Here is a 17,667-nt window from a genome sequence, read left to right on the forward strand (position 1 = left end):
GGCCGCTGGCCGGCAACCTCATTGCAGCCAAAGCGTGCCGACCAAGGTCGGCACCTACCAGGGCGCGTCAAGTGGAGGCGCTGCGGATCGCCTCCGGCAGCGGCGCGCTCTTGCCGGTCTGCGTATCCATCCACACCACCACCACGTTGCCGTCCGAGTACAGCTTCGACGCGTCGTGCTGGTCGACGATGCGGTGGCCAATGGTCACGCTGCTGTTGCCCAGGCGCTCGACGAACAGCTCGACCAGTATGTCGTTGGGCCACACGATCGGCAGCCGGTAATTGACGTTGGTCGCGGCCACCACCGGTGCGATGCGGTCGGTCATCGATACGCCGTCCACGCCCAGCATCCAGCGCACGCGCGCTTCTTCCAGGTAGGAAATGTACTTGGCGTTGTTGACGTGGCCCATGCTGTCCATGTCACGCCAGCGCACGCTGATCGGGATGCGGGCCAGGATCTTGTGTTCGCTGCTCATCAGGCGTCCTTCTTCTTCGATGTGCTCTTGCTGGCCTTGCCGGTGCTCTTGGCGGCCGCGGCCTTCTTGGCAACCTTGGCCGGCTTCTCAGGCTTCACCTTGCGTGGCGGGCGGGCGTCGGGCTTGTTGGCCACGGCAGCCGGCTGTTCGGGGCGCGCGCTGGTGGACGGCAGCATGCGCGCCAGGAACTGGCCGGTATACGACTGCGGACAGGCCGCCACGTCTTCCGGCGTGCCGGTGACCAGGATGGTGCCACCGCGGTGGCCGCCTTCCGGGCCCAGGTCGACGATCCAGTCGGCGGTCTTGATCACGTCCAGGTTGTGCTCGATCACCACCACCGTGTTGCCTTCGTCGCGCAGCTTGTGCAGCACGCCCAGCAGCGCTTCGATGTCGTGGAAGTGCAGGCCGGTGGTCGGTTCGTCGAGGATGTACAGGGTGCGGCCGGTATCGCGGCGCGACAGTTCCTTGGACAGCTTCACGCGCTGTGCTTCACCACCGGACAGCGTGGTCGCGCTCTGGCCCAGTTTGATGTAGCTCAAGCCGACGTCGACCAGGGTTTCCAGCTTGCGTGCGATCGACGGCACCGGTTCGAACAGCTTCAGTGCATCCTCGACGGTCATTTCCAGCACGTCGTTGATGTTGAAGCCCTTGTACAGGATCTCCAGCGTCTCGCGGTTGTAGCGCTTGCCATGGCAGACGTCGCAGGGCACGTACACGTCCGGCAGGAAGTGCATCTCCACCTTGATCAGGCCGTCGCCCTGGCAGGCTTCGCAGCGGCCACCGCGCACGTTGAAGCTGAAACGGCCCGGCGAATAGCCACGCGCACGCGCTTCGGGCACCTGTGCAAACAGTTCGCGCAGGGGAGTGAACAGGCCGGTGTAAGTGGCCGGGTTCGAACGCGGGGTGCGGCCGATCGGCGACTGATCGATGTCCACCACCTTGTCGAACAGGTCCAGGCCATCGATCTCCTTGTACGGGGCGATCGGGTGCGAGGAACCGTTGATCTCGTTGGCGGCCAGCGAGAACAGGGTGTCGTTGATCAGGGTGGACTTGCCGGAGCCGGACACACCGGTCACGCAGGTCAGCAGGCCCGACGGAATCGCCAGGTCCACGCCCTTGAGGTTGTTGCCGCTGGCCCCGCGCAGGTGCAGGGTCATCTTCGGGTTCGGCTTGTGCCGGCGCGCGGGGATCTCGATCGCGCGCTTGCCCGACAGGTACTGGCCGGTCAGCGAGCGCGGTGCCTCCAGGATGTCCTGCAGGGTGCCCTGGCCGACGATCTCGCCGCCATGCACGCCCGCGCCCGGGCCGATGTCCAGCACGTAGTCGGCCAGGCGGATCGCATCCTCGTCATGCTCGACCACGATCACCGTGTTGCCGAGGTCGCGCAGGCGGGTGAGGGTGCCGAGCAGGCGCTCGTTGTCGCGCTGGTGCAGGCCGATCGACGGCTCGTCGAGCACGTACATCACGCCGACCAGGCCGGCGCCGATCTGGCTGGCCAGGCGGATGCGCTGTGCCTCGCCACCGGACAGGGTGTCGGCCTTGCGTTCCAGGGTCAGGTAATCCAAGCCCACATCGACCAGGAAGCCGAGGCGCTCACCGATTTCCTTGACGATCTTCGCGGCGATCTCGCCACGCCAGCCCGGCAGGCTCAGTTCGCTGAAGAACTTCAGCGCCTCGTCGATCGGCAGCACCACCAGCTCCGGCAGCGGGCGGTCGGCCACGAACACGTTGCGTGCCGCCTTGTTCAGGCGCGCGCCATGGCATTCCGGGCACGGCTGTTCGCTGATGTACTTGGACAGCTCTTCGCGCACCGCCGGCGATTCGGTTTCCTTGTAGCGGCGCTCGAGGTTGGGAATGATGCCCTCGAAGCGGTGCTTGCGCTGGGTGCGGCCACCGGCTTCGGTGAAGTAGGTGAAGGTGATCGCCTCATCGCCGCTGCCGTACAGCACGGCCTGCTGCACGTTCTGCGGCAGCGAGTTCCATGCCGCGTCGACGTCGAACCGGTAGTGCTTGGCCAGCGAGGCGATCAGCTGGAAGTAATAGGCGTTGCGGCGGTCCCAGCCGCGCACTGCGCCGGCGGCCAGCGACAGCTCGGGATGCACCACCACGCGCGAAGGATCGAAGAATTCGGCCATGCCCAGGCCGTCGCAGCCGGGGCAGGCGCCCATCGGTGCGTTGAACGAGAACAGGCGCGGTTCCAGCTCCGGCAGCGAGTAATCGCAGACCGGGCAGGAGTACTTGGAGGAGAACAGCGTCGGCGAAGCGTCGGCACTGTCCAGGCTCTGCACCGAGGCCATGCCGTCGCCCAGCTTCAGCGCGGTTTCGAAGCTCTCGGCCAGGCGCTGCTTGATGTCCTCGCGCGGGCGGAAGCGGTCGATCACCGCCTCGATGGTGTGCTTCTGGCGCAGCGCCAGCGGCGGCACCGCATCGATTTCATGCAGCTCGCCGTCCACGCGCACGCGCACGAAACCCTGCGCGCGCAGCTGGTCGAACACCTGGGCATGCTCGCCCTTGCGGTCGCGGATGACCGGGGCCAGCAGCATGTAGCGCTGTTCCGGGTCCAGGGTCAGCACCTGGTCGACCATCTGGCTGACCGTCTGCGCCTCCAGCGGATAGCCGTGGTCCGGGCAGCGCGGGGTGCCGACGCGGGCGTACAGCAGGCGCAGGTAGTCGTAGATCTCGGTGATCGTGCCGACCGTCGAACGCGGGTTGTGCGAGGTCGACTTCTGCTCGATCGAGATCGCCGGGGACAGGCCCTCGATGTGGTCCAGGTCCGGCTTTTCCATCACGCTCAGGAACTGGCGCGCATAGGCCGACAGCGACTCGACATAGCGGCGCTGGCCTTCTGCATAGATGGTGTCGAACGCCAGCGAGGACTTGCCCGAGCCGGACAGGCCGGTGATCACGATCAGCTTGTCGCGGGGCAGGTCGAGGTCGAGGTTCTTCAGGTTGTGCGTCCGCGCGCCGCGGATGCGGATGAAATCCATCGCCATGGGGGATCCGGTTGTGGGGGCGTTGGCTGGGTGCCGGGCCAGCAGGGAACGGCAATCGGTCAGCCTACCGAGGTGACCAGATGGGGGCAATGGGCGACAATGCCAGCCCGATGTCTCATCTGGTGAGACAGGCCGTCAGGCAGGGGTCAGATCCCTTTTCACGGGGTGAAAAGGGATCTGACCCCGTTCCGGAGCCGTCCCCCCGCGGCGTTCGGGGGTTGACTTGACCCGCGCCCGCTGATCTGCGTACAATTCCGCTCCTGTCCGCCCTCGATGGCGGCAGCTCAGACCACAATAACTACAGAGGAAGGCCTGGTCATGTACGCAGTACTGGTCACCGGCGGTAAGCAATACCGCGTGGCGCAGGGCGAAAAGCTCCGCATTGAAAAGCTCGAAGTCGAAGTCGGCAGCGAGATCAAGTTTGACAACATCCTGATGCTGGGTGACAGCGACGGCGTGAAGCTGGGCGATGCGCTGAAGGGCGCTGCCGTCACCGCCAAGGTCCTGTCCCAGGGTCGTGCTGACAAGGTCCGGATCATCAAGTTCCGTCGCCGCAAGCACCACATGAAGCGTCAGGGTCACCGTCAGTACTACACCGAAATCGAGATCACCGGCATCGCCGGCTAAGCATCAGGAGAAGCAGTCATGGCACATAAAAAGGGCGTAGGCTCCTCGCGCAACGGTCGCGACTCCAACCCGAAGTACCTGGGCGTCAAGATCTTCGGCGGCCAGGCCATCGAAGCCGGCAACATCATCGTGCGTCAGCGCGGCACCCAGTTCCACCCGGGCACCGGCGTTGGCCTGGGCCGTGACCACACCCTGTTCGCCCTCGTGGACGGCAAGGTGGAGTTCTCGGTCAAGGGCGCCAAGAAGCGTCGCACCGTCAGCATCGTCTCGGCCGACGCCTGATCCAGGCATCGCCGGCACCCGTGCCGCGGCATGGCCGTGCTGGATGAAGAGCACGCTGCATGGAGAGCCCCGCTTCGGCGGGGCTTTTCGTTAGAGTTGAAGCAAGACCGGCTGGGCCGGGTTGCCGGCCCGCGGCCGGCATGACATTCAAGGTGGCGGCCAACAGGTCGCGCCCATCGCAGGCATCGAAACAATGAAACTGGTAGACGAAGCAGAAATCGAAGTGTTCGCCGGCAACGGCGGCAACGGCTGCATTGGCTTCCGTCGCGAGAAGTTCATTCCGCTCGGCGGCCCGGACGGCGGCGACGGCGGTGCGGGCGGCAGCGTGTACATCCGCGCCGACGAAAACCTGAACACCCTGGTCGACTTCCGCCATGAGCGTATCTTCAAGGCGCAGCGCGGCGAGAACGGCATGGGCCGCCAGGCCTATGGCAAGGGCGGCGAAGACCTGACCATCACCGTGCCGGTCGGCACCGTGGTCATCAACGTTGCCACCGATGAAGTCATCGGCGACCTGACCCAGCACGGCGACCGCCTGCTGGTGGCCAAGGGCGGTCGCGGTGGCCTGGGCAACATGCACTTCAAGAGCTCGACCAACCGCTCGCCGCGCCAGGCGCTGCCAGGCGAGCCGGGCGAAGAGCGCACGCTGAAGCTGGAGCTGAAGCTGCTGGCCGATGTCGGCCTGCTGGGCTTCCCCAACGCCGGCAAGAGCACCCTGATCCGTGCCGTTTCGGCGGCAACGCCGAAGGTGGCCGATTACCCGTTCACCACGCTGTACCCGAACCTGGGCGTGGTGAAGGTGGAGAACCACCGCAGCTTCGTGATCGCCGACATTCCGGGCCTGATCGAAGGTGCTGCGGACGGCGCCGGCCTGGGTGCGCAGTTCCTGCGCCACCTGCAGCGCACCCGCCTGCTGCTGCACCTGGTGGACATCTCGCCGATGGAAGGCGGCGTGGAGGGCATTTCGCCGGTGGAGCAGGTGCGTGCGATCGAACGCGAGCTGGAGAAGCACGATCCGGAGCTGCTGAACAAGCCGCGCTGGCTGGTGCTGAACAAGGCTGACCTGATGTTCGAAGACGAGGCGCAGGCCGCGGCCGAGCAGATCGTCGCCGAGCTGGGCTGGAAGGAGCCGTGGTTCCTGGTTTCCGCGCTGGGCCGCGAAGGTACCTTCCCGATCATGAGCCGGATCATGGCCTTCTTCGATCGCCAGAAGGAAGACGAGCTGGAAGCCCGCAACGCGCAGTGAATGCCGTTGTGGTTCCATGCGGAAAACCCGGCTTCGGCCGGGTTTTTCATTTGGTAGTGCCGGCCGCTGGCCGGCAATCCCGGTAAACCGCAGGCAACAAAAAACCCGGCCGGGGCCGGGCTTTTGTCTGCTGCCCAACCCCGAAGGGCAGGGCGGCAACGCCGGATCAGGCGGCCTTGAGGGCCTTGATGCGGTCGTTCAGGCGGCTCTTGTGGCGAGCAGCCTTGTTCTTGTGGATCAGGCCACGCGCGCTGAAGCGATCCAGGATCGGCTGGGCAACGGCGAAGGCGGCTTCGGCGCCGGCGGCATCGTTGGCGTCCAGCGCCTTGATCACTTTCTTGACAGCGGTGCGCAGCATCGAGCGCTGAGCCACGTTGCGCGCGTTGCGCACGACGGTCTGCTTGGCGCGCTTCTTGGCGGACTTGATATTGGCCACGGTGGTGGTTTCCTGAAAAAATCGGTGTTATGGGAACAGCAAGCTAGCTAGTATGATGGCCCGAGAAATGCACGTCAAGTCGATTGTCAAGAGGGACGCTGAGTGAGTTCACCGAAGATGTTGCGGGGCCTGCTGTCGTTCAGCAGCATGACCATGGTCTCGCGGGTTCTCGGACTTGTCCGGGATCAGGTGATCACTACCACGTTCGGCACCAATGCGGTTACCGATGCGTTCTGGGTTGCCTTCAGGATACCCAATTTCCTGCGCCGGTTGTTCGCGGAGGGGTCCTTCTCCACCGCCTTCGTGCCGGTGTTCACCGAGGTGAAGGAGACCCGCAGCCACGCCGAACTGCGTGAGCTGATGTCCCGGACCGCCGGCACCCTGGGCGGGGTGCTGATGCTGGTCACCGCCCTGGCGCTGATCTTCGCGCCGCAGCTGGCGGTGGCATTCTCAAGTGGTGCTGATACCGACCCGGTCAAGCAGACCCTGCTGGTCGACCTGTTCCGCCTGACCTTCCCGTTCCTGCTGTTCGTGTCGCTGACCGCGCTGGCCGGCGGTGCGCTGAACAGCTTCCAGCGCTTCGCGATGCCGGCGCTGACCCCGGTCATCCTCAACCTGTGCATGATCGCCGGTGCGCTGTGGCTGGCGCCGCGGCTGGGCGGCACCCCGGAGAAGCAGATCCTGGCGCTGGGCTGGGCGGTGCTGGCGGCCGGTCTCCTGCAGTTGCTGTTCCAGCTGCCCTCGCTGAAGGGCATCAACCTGCTGACCCTGCCGCGCTGGGGCTGGAACCATCCGGGCGTGCGCAAGGTGCTGACGCTGATGGTGCCGACCCTGTTCGGTTCGTCGGTGGCGCAGATCAACCTGCTGCTGGATACCCTCATCGCGGCCAAGCTGACCGACGGCTCGCAGTCCTGGCTGTCGCTGGCCGATCGCTTCCTGGAGCTGCCGCTGGGTGTGTTCGGCGTGGCGCTGGGCACGGTGATCCTGCCGGCGCTGGCCCGCCACCACGTCAGCACCGACCGCGAAGGCTTCTCGCGCTCGCTGGACTGGGGCCTGCGCATGACCCTGCTGATTTCCGTGCCGGCCATGCTGGGCCTGGTGCTGCTGGCCGAGCCCCTGATCGCCACGCTGTTCCAGTACCGCCAGTTCACCGCGTTCGATACCCGCATGACCGCCCTGTCGGTATACGGCCTGAGCTTCGGCCTGCCGGCGTTCGCGCTGCTGAAAGTGGTGCTGCCGGCGTTCTATGCGCGGCAGGACACCAAGACCCCGGTGCGTGCCGGCGTGGCCGCGCTGGTGGCCAACATGGTGTTCAACTTCGCGCTGCTGGCCGTGCTGTACCAGGTGATGGTGCCCGACGCGCTGAAGGCGCAGGGCGTGATGGCGGCGATCGGCAAGCAGCCGGGCCTGCACCTGGCGCTGGGCATTGCCAGTGCGCTGTCCAGTTACCTGAACCTGGGCCTGCTCTGGTACTGGCTGGGCAAGACCGACGTCTACCAGCGGCGGCCGGGCTGGGGCGGCTATCTGGTGCGGCTGGGGGTGGCCTGCGTGGCCATGGTCGGCGTGCTGCTGGCCCTGCTGCACTGGGTCCCCGACTTCACCGGCATGGACAAATGGCACCGTATCGGTGGCCTGATGCTGCTGGTCGGCGGCGGCGGCGCGACCTACGTGGTGGCCATGCTGGCGATGGGCTTCCGCCCGCGCGACCTGCGCGGGCATTGATCGCGGTCCGTGGCGGCTATACTTCAGGGTTACACCATTGAAGCGGCGGCCCCGGTCGGGCCGGAACGAGAGTTGATGAGCAGGCTGTTCAGAAGCGTCGAGGGCGGGGAGCTGTTCCCCAACGGAAGCGTGGTCTGTATCGGTGCATTCGACGGCCTCCACCTGGGCCATCGTGCGCTGGTCCGCCACGCGGTTGCCCGCGCGCGCGCCTTGGGCGTGGCCGCAGTGGCCGTGGCATTCGAGCCGCTGCCGCGTGAATTCTTCGCCCAGGGCACGCCGCCGCCGCGGCTGACCCTGGCGCGCAGCAAGGTCGAGATCCTGCGCGAGCTCGGCGTCGATGCGATCGGCCTGCTGCGTTTCGACGCGGCGATGGCGGCGATGCCGGCCGAGACCTTCGTGCGCCGGTTGCTGGTGCACCGGCTGGGCGCCCGCGAAGTGTGGATCGGGCCCGAGTTCTGCTTCGGCAACCGCCGCCGCGGTGATCTGGCACTGCTGCAGGAGATGGGCGCCGAACTCGGCTTCACCGCGGGCGAGATCGAAGCGGTGGACCTGCATGGCGAGCGCATCTCCAGCACCCGCATCCGCCAGCTGCTGCAGGAGGGCGATTTCGCCCGCGCCAACGACCTGCTCGGCCGCCCCTACGCGATCAGCGGGCGGGTGGTGCGCGGGCGCCAGCTCGGCCGTACGCTGGGCTTCCCCACCGCCAACCTGCGCTTCCCGAAGACCCCGGCACTGTCGGGCATCTACGCGACCTGGGTGCACGGCGTGTTCGACCAGCCCTGGCCTTCGGTGTCCAGCTTCGGTACGCGGCCGACGGTGGAGGGCGTGGAGCCGCTGCTGGAAGCCCACCTGTTCGATTTCCAGGGCGACCTGTACGGCCGCCACATCGACGTGGAGTTCGTCGCCAAGCTGCGCGACGAAGAGAAATTCAATGATCTGGCGGCGCTGACCGACCAGATGCACCGCGACGCCGAACAGGCGCGCGCCATCCTTTCCGAACATAGATTGCGAGCCACTGCGTGAGCCAGGACTACAAGACCACCCTGAACCTGCCAGCCACCGAATTCCCGATGCGCGGCGACCTGCCCAAGCGCGAGCCGGGCATTCTGGCGCGGTGGGAAGAGCAGGGGCTCTACCAGCAGCTGCGCGACAACGCCGCCGGCCGCCCGCTGTTCGTGCTGCATGACGGCCCGCCATACGCCAACGGCCGCATCCACCTGGGCCACGCGGTCAACAAGATCCTGAAGGACATCATCGTCAAGTCGCGCTACCTGGCCGGCTTCGATGCGCCCTACGTGCCGGGCTGGGACTGCCATGGCCTGCCGATCGAGATCGCGGTCGAGAAGAAGTGGGGCAAGGTCGGCACCAAGCTTGACGCCGTCGAATTCCGCCAGAAGTGCCGCGAGTTCGCCGAAGAGCAGATCAACATCCAGCGCGTGGACTTCAAGCGCCTGGGCGTGACCGGTGACTGGGACAACCCGTACAAGACCCTGAGCTTCGATTTCGAAGCCAACGAGATCCGCGCGCTGGCCAAGGTCGTGGCCAACGGCCACCTGGTCCGCGGCGCCAAGCCGGTGTACTGGTGCTTCGACTGTGGCTCGGCGCTGGCCGAGGCCGAGATCGAGTACCAGGAAAAGGAATCGCCGGCGATCGACGTCGCCTACGCTGCACGCGATGCGCAGGCCATCGGCCAGGCGTTCGGCGTGAGCGTGCCGGTCGACGTCGAAGTGGCCGTACCGATCTGGACCACCACGCCGTGGACGCTGCCGGCCTCGCTGGCGGTGTCGCTGGGCGCGGAGATCAACTATGTGCTGGCCGAAGGCCCGGCCCACAACGGCAAGCGCCGCTGGCTGGTGCTGGCCGCGGCCCTGGCCGAGCGCGCGCTGCAGCGCTATGGCGTGGACGAAGTGGTGCTGCATGGTGAAACCACCGGCGCTGCGCTGGAAAACCAGCTGCTGGCGCATCCGTTCTACCCGGAGCGCGAGATCCTGGTGCTCAATGGCGACCACGTCTCCGACGAGGACGGTACCGGTGCGGTGCACACCGCCCCCGGCCACGGCCAGGAAGACTTCGTGGTCAGCCAGAAGTACGGCCTGCTGGACAAGTACAACGCTGGCCAGGTCACTCCGATCGACGGCCGCGGCGTGTACCTGGAATCGACCCCGCCGGCCGGTGACGTGGTGCTGGCGGGCCAGCACCTGTGGAAGGCGCAGGAGGCCATCGTCGGCGTGCTGCGCGACAACGGTTCGCTGCTGGCGTTCCATCCGATCCGCCACAGCTACCCGCACTGCTGGCGCCACAAGACGCCGGTGGTGTTCCGCGCCACCCCGCAGTGGTTCATCTCGATGGACAAGGCCAACCTGCGCAACGATGCGCTGGCCGCCATCGACACCGTCGGCTGGTTCCCGACCTGGGGCAAGGCGCGCATCCAGAGCATGGTCGACGGTCGCCCGGACTGGACCATCTCGCGCCAGCGCACCTGGGGCGTGCCGATCGCACTGTTCACCCACCGCCAGACCGGCGAGATCCATCCGCGTTCGGTGGAGCTGATGCAGCAGGTCGCCGACCGCGTCGAAGCCGAGGGCATCGACGTGTGGTACTCGCTGGACGCCGCCGAACTGCTCGGTGCCGACGCGGCCGACTACGAGAAGGTCACCGACATCCTCGACGTCTGGTTCGATTCGGGCGTGACCCATGAAGGCGTGCTCGCCGCGCGTGGCTTCGGCAAGCCGGCCGACCTGTACCTGGAAGGGTCCGACCAGCACCGCGGCTGGTTCCAGTCCTCGCTGCTGACCGGCGTGGCGATCGACAAGCGTGCCCCGTACAAGCAGTGCCTGACCCACGGCTTCACCGTGGACGAGCACGGCCGCAAGATGTCCAAGTCGCTGGGCAACGGTATCGAGCCGCAGGACATCATGAACAAGCTGGGCGCGGACATCCTGCGCCTGTGGATCGCCTCGGCCGACTACAGCAACGAGATGTCGCTGTCGCAGGAGATCCTCAAGCGCAACGCCGACGCCTACCGCCGCCTGCGCAACACCGCGCGCTTCCTGCTCGGCAACCTGGACGGTTTCGACCCGGCGCTGCACCTGCAGCCGCTCGAGCAGATGGTCGCGCTGGACCGCTGGATCGTGCATCGCGCGTGGGAGCTGCAGGAGAAGATCAAGGCGGCCTACGACGGCTACAACATGGCCGAGATCGTGCAGCTGCTGCTGAACTTCTGCAGCGTGGACCTGGGCTCGCTGTACCTGGACGTGACCAAGGACCGCCTGTACACGATGCCGACCGATTCGCACGGTCGCCGTTCGGCCCAGAGCGCGATGTACCACATCGCCGAAGCATTCACCCGCTGGGTGGCGCCGATCCTGACCTTCACCGCCGACGAGCTGTGGGGCTACCTGCCGGGCGAACGCGCCGGGCACGTGCTGTTCACCACCTGGTATGACGGCCTGGCGCCGTTGCCGGCCGATGCCCAGCTCAATGCCGCCGACTTCGACCAGCTGCTGGCTGTGCGCGAGCAGGTGGCCAAGGTGCTCGAACCGATGCGTGCCAACGGTGCGATCGGTGCCGCGCTGGAAGCGGAGATCACCATCGCCGCCAGCGAAGAGCAGGCCGCGCGCTGGCAGCCGCTGGCCGATGAACTGCGTTTCCTGTTCATCAGTGGCGACGTGCAGGTGCGCCCGGCGACCACCGACGAGGTGTTCGTCAGCGCCCAGCCGACTACCAAGGCCAAGTGCGTGCGCTGCTGGCACCACCGCGCCGACGTCGGCAGCAACGCCGACCATCCCGAGCTGTGCGGCCGTTGCGTGAGCAACGTGACCGGCGCCGGCGAAGTGCGGAGCTGGTTCTGATGGCCGCGCCCCGTCCGCATCCGAACGCCCTGGTCTGGCTGCTGCTGTCGGTGGCCATCATCGGCCTGGACCAGTGGTCCAAGGCCTGGGTGCTGTCCAGCCTGCCGGAGTTCCAGCCGGTGGTGGTCATCGACGGCTTCTGGAACTGGTACCGCACCTACAACACCGGCGCGGCATTCAGTTTCCTGAGCGACGCAGGTGGCTGGCAGAAGTACTTCTTCACCGCGCTGGCGATCGCCATCAGCGGGCTGATGGCGTGGTGGCTGCGCGGCACCGCCCGCGGCAACTGGAAGGCCGCGGTGCCGTATGCGCTGATCATCGGCGGCGCCATCGGCAACGTGATCGACCGCCAGGTGCACGGCCACGTGGTCGACTTCATCCAGTGGTACGTGGGCAGCTACACCTGGCCCTCGTTCAACATCGCCGACTCGGCCATCGTGGTGGGTGCCATCGGCATCGCGCTGTTTGGCCTGTTCGACGGCAAGTCCGCCAAAAAGGCGGATAATGCCAACCCGAAACCGTAAGCCGGCTGCCGCCGGGAGACTGAACTGATGGATGTGCTGCTCGCCAACCCGCGTGGTTTCTGTGCCGGTGTCGATCGTGCGATCGAGATCGTCAAGCGCGCGATCGAAACGCTGGGCGCGCCCATCTATGTCCGCCATGAAGTGGTGCACAACCGCTTCGTGGTCGACGACCTGAAGCAGCGCGGCGCGATCTTCGTCGAAGAGCTCGACGAGGTTCCGGACAACAACACCGTGATCTTCAGCGCGCATGGCGTGTCCCAGGCCGTGCGCCAGGAAGCCGAGCGCCGTGGCCTGAAGGTGTTCGACGCCACCTGCCCGCTGGTGACCAAGGTCCACTTCGAGGTCGCGCGCCACTGCCGTGCCGGCCGTGACGTGGTGCTGATCGGCCACGCCGGTCACCCGGAAGTGGAGGGCACCATGGGCCAGTGGAACCGCGAAGCCGGGACCGGGCAGATCTACCTGGTCGAGGATGTCGAGCAGGTCGCGACGCTGCAGATCAACCAGCCGGAAAACTTCGCCTACACCACCCAGACCACGCTGTCGGTGGATGACACGCGCGGCATCATCGATGCGCTGCGCGAGCGGTTCCCTGCGATGCAGGGCCCGAAGAACGACGACATCTGCTACGCGACGCAGAACCGCCAGGATGCTGTGCGCGACCTGGCCAAGCGCTGCGACCTGGTGCTGGTGGTCGGTTCGCCGAACAGCTCCAATTCCAACCGTCTGAGCGAGCTGGCCCGCCGCGAAGGCGTGGAGTCGTATCTGATCGATGGTGCGCACGAGATCGACCCGGCATGGGTGGCAGGCAAGCAGCACATCGGCGTGACCGCCGGCGCCTCGGCGCCGCAGGTGCTGGTCGATGGCGTGCTGGCGCGCCTGGCCGAGCTGGGCGCCACCGGCGTGGGCGAGCTGGACGGCGAACCGGAATCGATGGTGTTCGCGCTGCCGAAGGAACTGCGCCTGCGCCTGGTCGACTGAGCGCGGAAGGACGTCTGCAGGGTACGGCCCGCCACTCCCCGGTGTGGGTGCGAACCGAAACTGATCTGGTGGGTGCGAACCTTGGTTCGCACGCCTTTGGCATGGCCGGGTGGGCGCACCGCCCATGACCTTTGGCCATGGGGCCGGCCATCGCACAGGCCTAGCATCGGAGGATTCCCCGTTGTTGGAAACTGCCTGATGAAGACCCGAGCCCTGGCGATGTCGTTGCTGTTCGCGCTGGCGGCCACGCCTGCACTTGCGCAGACCTCGCCACCGGCCAACGCGGCGGCCCCAGGACTGCTGCGCATCGATGTGGACGCGCGCGATCTGGCCCGGCGCATCTTCAAGGTGACCGCCACCGTGCCGGCCAAGCCCGGCCCGATGACCCTGCTGTACCCGCAGTGGATTCCCGGCAACCATTCGCCCACCGGCCCGATCGACAAGCTGGCCGGCCTGCGCGTGACCGCCAACGGCAAGCCGCTGGCCTGGCAGCGCGATCAGTACAACGTCTATGCGTTCAAGGTGAACGTGCCCGAGGGCGCCAGCGAGATCGTCGCCCACTTCGATTTCCTGTCCTCGCAGGGCGGCAGCCAGGGCCGGGTGGTGATGACCCCGGAAATGCTCAACCTGCAGTGGAACGCCAACTCGCTGTATCCGGCCGGCATCGACGCGCGCCAGCTGCAGGCGCAGGCCAGCGTTACCCTGCCCAAGGGCTGGTCGTTCGCCACTGCATTGGAGACCGCGCGCCGCGACGGTGACACCGTGGTGTTCAAGCCGATCTCCTATGACCATCTGGTCGATTCGCCCTTGTTTGCCGGCGAGCACTACCAGCGCATCGATCTCGATCCGGGCGCGAAGGTGCCGGTGCACCTCAACGTGTTTGCCGACGACGCCAAATCGCTGAAGCCGAGCGAGGCGCAGATCACGATGCACCGCGCGCTGGTGCAGCAGGCCGACAAGCTCTACGGCGCGCGGCACTACAACCACTATGAGTTCCTGCTGGCATTGACCGACCGCCTCGGTGGCATCGGCCTGGAGCATCACCGTTCCAGCGAGAACAGTGCCGACCCGGGCTACTTCACCGAGTGGGACAACAACGCGTGGATGCGCGATCTGCTGCCGCACGAGTACACCCATTCCTGGAATGGCAAGTACCGTCGCGGCGCCGATCTGGCCACCGCCAACTTCAACACGCCGATGGGCGATAGTCTGCTGTGGGTCTACGAAGGCCAGACCCAGTTCTGGGGCCAGGTGCTGGCGGCGCGTTCAGGGCTGTGGTCGACCGCGCAGGCGCGCGACATGCTGGCCAACGTGGCCGCGACCTATGACCGTGGTCGCCCGGGCCTGGCCTGGCGGCCGCTGCAGGACACCACCAATGACCCGACCATCGCGCAGCGCCGCACGCTGCCTTACCGCAACTATCAGATGAGCGAGGACTACTACTCCGGCGGCCAGATGCTGTGGCTGGAAGTGGAGGGCAAGCTGCGCGAACTGAGCGGCAACCGGCGTAGCCTGGATGACTTCGCACGTGCGTTCTTCGGCGTCGGCAACGGCGACTGGGACGTCAACCCGTACACCTTCAACGACGTGGTCGCGACCTTGAACGGCATCGCGCCGTATGACTGGGCGACGTTCCTGCGCGGGCGCCTGGACGGCCACGGTTCGTTGACCGGCGGCCTGGAACTGGCGGGCTGGAAGCTGGTCTACCGCGATACGCCGAACGACGCCTACAAGGCACAGGAAAAACGCGCCAAGGCGGCATTGCTGGCGTACTCGCTGGGTGCGACCGTGCTCGACAGCGGCGCGGTCGGCGACGTGATCTGGGACAGCCCGGCGTTCAATGCCGGCCTGGCGCCGGGCATGAAGGTGATTGCCGTTGGCGGGCGCGAGTACAGCAGCCAGCGCTTGAAGGATGCGGTAGCTGCGGCGGCGGAGGACAAGGCGCCGATCGTGCTGCTGGTGAAGCAGTTCGACCGCATCGAAACGATGAACATCGCCTACCACGGTGGCCTGCAGTACCCGGTGCTGGAGCGTATCGCCGGCAAGCCTGACCGCCTTGCGGACCTGTGGAAGGCACGATGAAACCGCGCGCCCGCGATGGCGTGATCCTGTTGATGGCGATCCTCGCCATCCTCGGTGCGTTCCTGCACGGCGACGGGCGCTGGCTGCATTGGCTGGCCAAGCCGACCACCACGCTGCTGATCGCTGCCATCGCCTGGCGCGTGCATGATCCAGCGCAGCCGTTCTACCGACGCGCGGTGCTGGCTGGCATGCTGCTGTCGTGCGTGGGGGATATCGCGCTGATGTTGCCGGTGGATGCGTTCGTGCCGGGGCTGGTCGCGTTCCTGCTGGCGCACCTCTGCTACATCGTCGCCTTCCGCGATGGCCTGCGTGCCGGACGTGGCCTGCTTGCCGCCAGCGTCCTGCTCGGCGCGTTCGCTGTACTGAATGTACTTGGTCTGTGGCCGCACCTGCCCGCACCGATGCGCATTCCGGTGCTGGCATACGTGGTGGTGCTGGCCTCGATGGCGGTCCTGGCGCTCGCACGCCAGTGGCGGCGACCGCACACCGATGCAATGGATGCCAGCAGCTCCCGCTGGGCGGCCGCCGGTGCGCTGCTGTTCGTCGCCAGCGACTCGCTGCTGGCCTGGGACCGCTTCGCCGGCGGCCTGCCACTGGCCAGCCTGCTGGTGCTGTCCACCTACTACGGCGCGCAGTACGCCATCGCCCGCTCCGTGAAACAGCAAAAAGGGGACGGAGGGGATTAAGTCGCAGACGGCACCAAGGCACAAACGACTTAATCCCCTCCGTCCCCTTTTCGCGTTGACTATCGGAGGGTCGCGTTGCCGGAACGGCCCTGTGCGTCGAAAGAGAGTCGTGTGGACTGGCGATCACCGGCGACTTCGTCCGGCAGCCAGACCAGAGTGCCACCCTTGCGCACGATCACATAGACGTGGCCGACTTCACCGGGAGTGCCCATCAATGCGTTGCGCTGTGCCTGCAGTGCCTGGGCCACGCGCGGCACCGCCTCGAAATCGATGTTGGCCAGCGCCGTGCTGCTGCGGCGCAGGGTGATCGTGGGCGCGAAGCGCTGCGGATTGACCGGGTCGCCCTTGCGCCACTGGCCGCGTTCGAAGTGGTAGCTGTCCACGCGTGACGGCTGCTGCGGATCCACCAGGTCCAGATTGATCCGGCCATCGTCGTAGAAGTGGATGCTGTGGAATACCGTCAGCCGGTGCCCGGCCAGCGCAGGCATCTGTTCCAGTGCCTGGCGGGCGGCCAGCAGGTAGTCCGCATCGAACAACCGGTTGTTGCGTTCGGGCACCGGCGGCAACCGCGGCTCGGTCATCGGCGCGAGCGAAGCGGGCCTCTCGCGCGCTGGCGGCATGGCGATCGGCGCGCTTGCGCTGTTGGCCTGCACCGAATGGCCCAGTGTTTCGCCCAGCGTCTGCAGGGCTCCGCCAGCCACGGCGACGCCGGCCAGCACCAGCAACACCACGGAGAACACCAGCCGGGTCGAGGGCGGCTGCTTCATACACCCTCCAGGCGAACGTTGCGGCGATCTTCCGGGTCGTACAACAGCGTGACCCGCTCGCGCGGAAGATTGGCCAGCTCGATCAACGCGATGAAGCGGCGCACGCTCACCTGCTGCACGCCACCTTCGCGGTCGATGTATTCCAGCTGGAACTCCACCTGCGGCTGCTCGTTGAGATAGGTGCCGGTCTGGCGCAGCTTCAGCACCTTCGCATCCACGCCGATGCCGCGATACTTCAGCGCGTCACCGCGGGCGTCGGCCTGCAGCAGCCGGCCGAGCAGGCGCAGGCCCAGCGCGTAGCCGCACAACACCAGCGGGCACACCAGCAGCGGATGACCGAGCGACAGGAAGGTCCAGCCCAGTCCCTCACTCTGCAGCCGATAGGCGGCCACATAGGCACTGGCCACCGCCACGATGCCGATCGCTGCGCCGACACCACGACGCCAGAGGCTGGCGACATCCAGTTCGGGCTGCGCTCCCTCCAGCACCACGTTGGGGAACGCGCCCGGCATCCGGCTCAGGCGTACCTCGATACGCTTGCCGGCCACGAAACGCTGCAGCTGCGGCTTGCTGTCCACCACCAGCATCTGTTCGTTGATGGGCGTGCCGGACAGGTTCTGGAAGCCCAGTTGCAGCTTCCACTGCGCGAAGCCGCGCACGTGCACGCCGGTCTGCTCGGCCTGTTCGATCAACGCGTCGCGCGGCTCACCGCCGGCCAGGATGGTGCGCAGCCGATGCAGCGCGCGCGGCGGGCCCAGCAGCAGGTAGTGCAGGAAGGCGAGCAGCAGGGCCAGCCACAGGATCACCGACAGCGCGAGCAGCAGCAGGGCCAGCCATGGCGCGCTGCGGTCGGCCAGTTGCACCGGCCACGACGTGCCGACATAGAGGATGCAGGGGAAGGGCAACGCGAAGAACAGCAGGAACGCGCCCCAGAACCAGAGATAGGCCTTCATGGGGTGGTGGGGAACCGATGGAACAGGGCGCGTAGGGTACTACGC

Annotated in this window: 15 protein-coding genes; 10 read left to right on the plus strand and 5 right to left on the minus strand. The window is 66.7% G+C overall.

Going from position 1 to position 17,667, the window contains the following annotated elements:
- Positions 1-67 precede the first annotated feature (67 nt).
- A complete protein-coding gene (locus QP609_RS05735; protein ID WP_014646371.1) occupies positions 68-475 on the minus strand; it encodes a thioesterase family protein in 408 nt (135 codons plus the stop codon).
- Positions 475-3,468 (minus strand): excinuclease ABC subunit UvrA, encoded by a 2,994-nt coding sequence (gene uvrA, locus QP609_RS05740; RefSeq protein ID WP_049441204.1) that lies wholly within the window; start codon positions 3,466-3,468, stop codon positions 475-477. The genes QP609_RS05735 and uvrA overlap by 1 nt, the downstream gene beginning before the upstream one ends.
- Positions 3,469-3,786: 318 nt before the next feature.
- Between uvrA and rplU the strand changes: the two genes are divergently transcribed.
- From rplU to cgtA, 3 genes are all read left to right on the plus strand, one after another.
- Positions 3,787-4,095 (plus strand): 50S ribosomal protein L21, encoded by a 309-nt coding sequence (gene rplU, locus QP609_RS05745; protein WP_005408557.1) that lies wholly within the window; start codon positions 3,787-3,789, stop codon positions 4,093-4,095.
- Positions 4,096-4,113: 18 nt separating this feature from the next.
- Positions 4,114-4,377: a 50S ribosomal protein L27 gene (rpmA, locus tag QP609_RS05750; RefSeq protein ID WP_005408558.1), complete on the plus strand. Its 264-nt coding sequence runs from the start codon at positions 4,114-4,116 to the stop codon at positions 4,375-4,377.
- 193 nt (positions 4,378-4,570) lie between these two features.
- Positions 4,571-5,623, plus strand: a complete 1,053-nt coding sequence (gene cgtA, locus QP609_RS05755; RefSeq protein WP_014646373.1) for an Obg family GTPase CgtA — start codon at positions 4,571-4,573, stop codon at positions 5,621-5,623.
- Positions 5,624-5,789: 166 nt separating this feature from the next.
- Here the strand turns inward: cgtA and rpsT are convergent, their stop codons facing one another.
- Positions 5,790-6,059 (minus strand): 30S ribosomal protein S20, encoded by a 270-nt coding sequence (gene rpsT / locus QP609_RS05760; protein WP_005408560.1) that lies wholly within the window; start codon positions 6,057-6,059, stop codon positions 5,790-5,792.
- A 117-nt stretch (positions 6,060-6,176) separates the two neighbouring features.
- Between rpsT and murJ the strand changes: the two genes are divergently transcribed.
- The 7 genes from murJ to QP609_RS05795 all read left to right on the plus strand — a co-directional run bounded on the left by murJ (position 6,177) and on the right by QP609_RS05795 (position 15,902).
- On the plus strand, positions 6,177-7,781 hold the full coding sequence (gene murJ, locus QP609_RS05765; protein WP_014646374.1) for a murein biosynthesis integral membrane protein MurJ: 1,605 nt from the start codon (positions 6,177-6,179) through the stop codon (positions 7,779-7,781).
- A 75-nt stretch (positions 7,782-7,856) separates the two neighbouring features.
- Positions 7,857-8,804 carry a bifunctional riboflavin kinase/FAD synthetase gene (locus QP609_RS05770; protein WP_014646375.1) on the plus strand — a complete coding sequence of 316 codons (948 nt, stop codon included), beginning with the start codon at positions 7,857-7,859 and terminating at the stop codon, positions 8,802-8,804.
- Positions 8,801-11,632, plus strand: a complete 2,832-nt coding sequence (gene ileS / locus QP609_RS05775) for an isoleucine--tRNA ligase (protein ID WP_134808625.1) — start codon at positions 8,801-8,803, stop codon at positions 11,630-11,632. Before QP609_RS05770 ends, ileS begins: the two co-directional genes overlap by 4 nt.
- On the plus strand, positions 11,632-12,156 hold the full coding sequence (gene lspA, locus QP609_RS05780; protein WP_014646377.1) for a signal peptidase II: 525 nt from the start codon (positions 11,632-11,634) through the stop codon (positions 12,154-12,156). The genes ileS and lspA overlap by 1 nt, the downstream gene beginning before the upstream one ends.
- 27 nt (positions 12,157-12,183) lie before the next feature.
- On the plus strand, positions 12,184-13,134 hold the full coding sequence (gene ispH / locus QP609_RS05785; RefSeq protein ID WP_005408565.1) for a 4-hydroxy-3-methylbut-2-enyl diphosphate reductase: 951 nt from the start codon (positions 12,184-12,186) through the stop codon (positions 13,132-13,134).
- A gap of 198 nt (positions 13,135-13,332) precedes the next feature.
- Positions 13,333-15,216, plus strand: coding sequence for a M61 family metallopeptidase (locus QP609_RS05790; protein ID WP_197621417.1), 1,884 nt, complete (start codon positions 13,333-13,335; stop codon positions 15,214-15,216).
- Positions 15,213-15,902: a lysoplasmalogenase gene (locus tag QP609_RS05795; protein ID WP_180835885.1), complete on the plus strand. Its 690-nt coding sequence runs from the start codon at positions 15,213-15,215 to the stop codon at positions 15,900-15,902. Before QP609_RS05790 ends, QP609_RS05795 begins: the two co-directional genes overlap by 4 nt.
- A gap of 59 nt (positions 15,903-15,961) precedes the next feature.
- Here QP609_RS05795 and QP609_RS05800 read toward each other — a convergent pair whose 3' ends face one another.
- The gene (locus QP609_RS05800; protein ID WP_197621418.1) at positions 15,962-16,669 is read right to left on the minus strand and encodes a hypothetical protein; all 708 of its coding nucleotides are present in this window, start codon (positions 16,667-16,669) and stop codon (positions 15,962-15,964) included.
- The gene (locus QP609_RS05805; protein ID WP_197621419.1) at positions 16,666-17,622 is read right to left on the minus strand and encodes a hypothetical protein; all 957 of its coding nucleotides are present in this window, start codon (positions 17,620-17,622) and stop codon (positions 16,666-16,668) included. Before QP609_RS05805 ends, QP609_RS05800 begins: the two co-directional genes overlap by 4 nt.
- Between the last annotated feature and the right edge of the window lie 45 nt (positions 17,623-17,667).

It is taken from the genome of Stenotrophomonas sp. 8(2023) (genome assembly GCF_030345295.1).
In the GTDB taxonomy this organism is placed as follows: domain Bacteria; phylum Pseudomonadota; class Gammaproteobacteria; order Xanthomonadales; family Xanthomonadaceae; genus Stenotrophomonas; species Stenotrophomonas muris.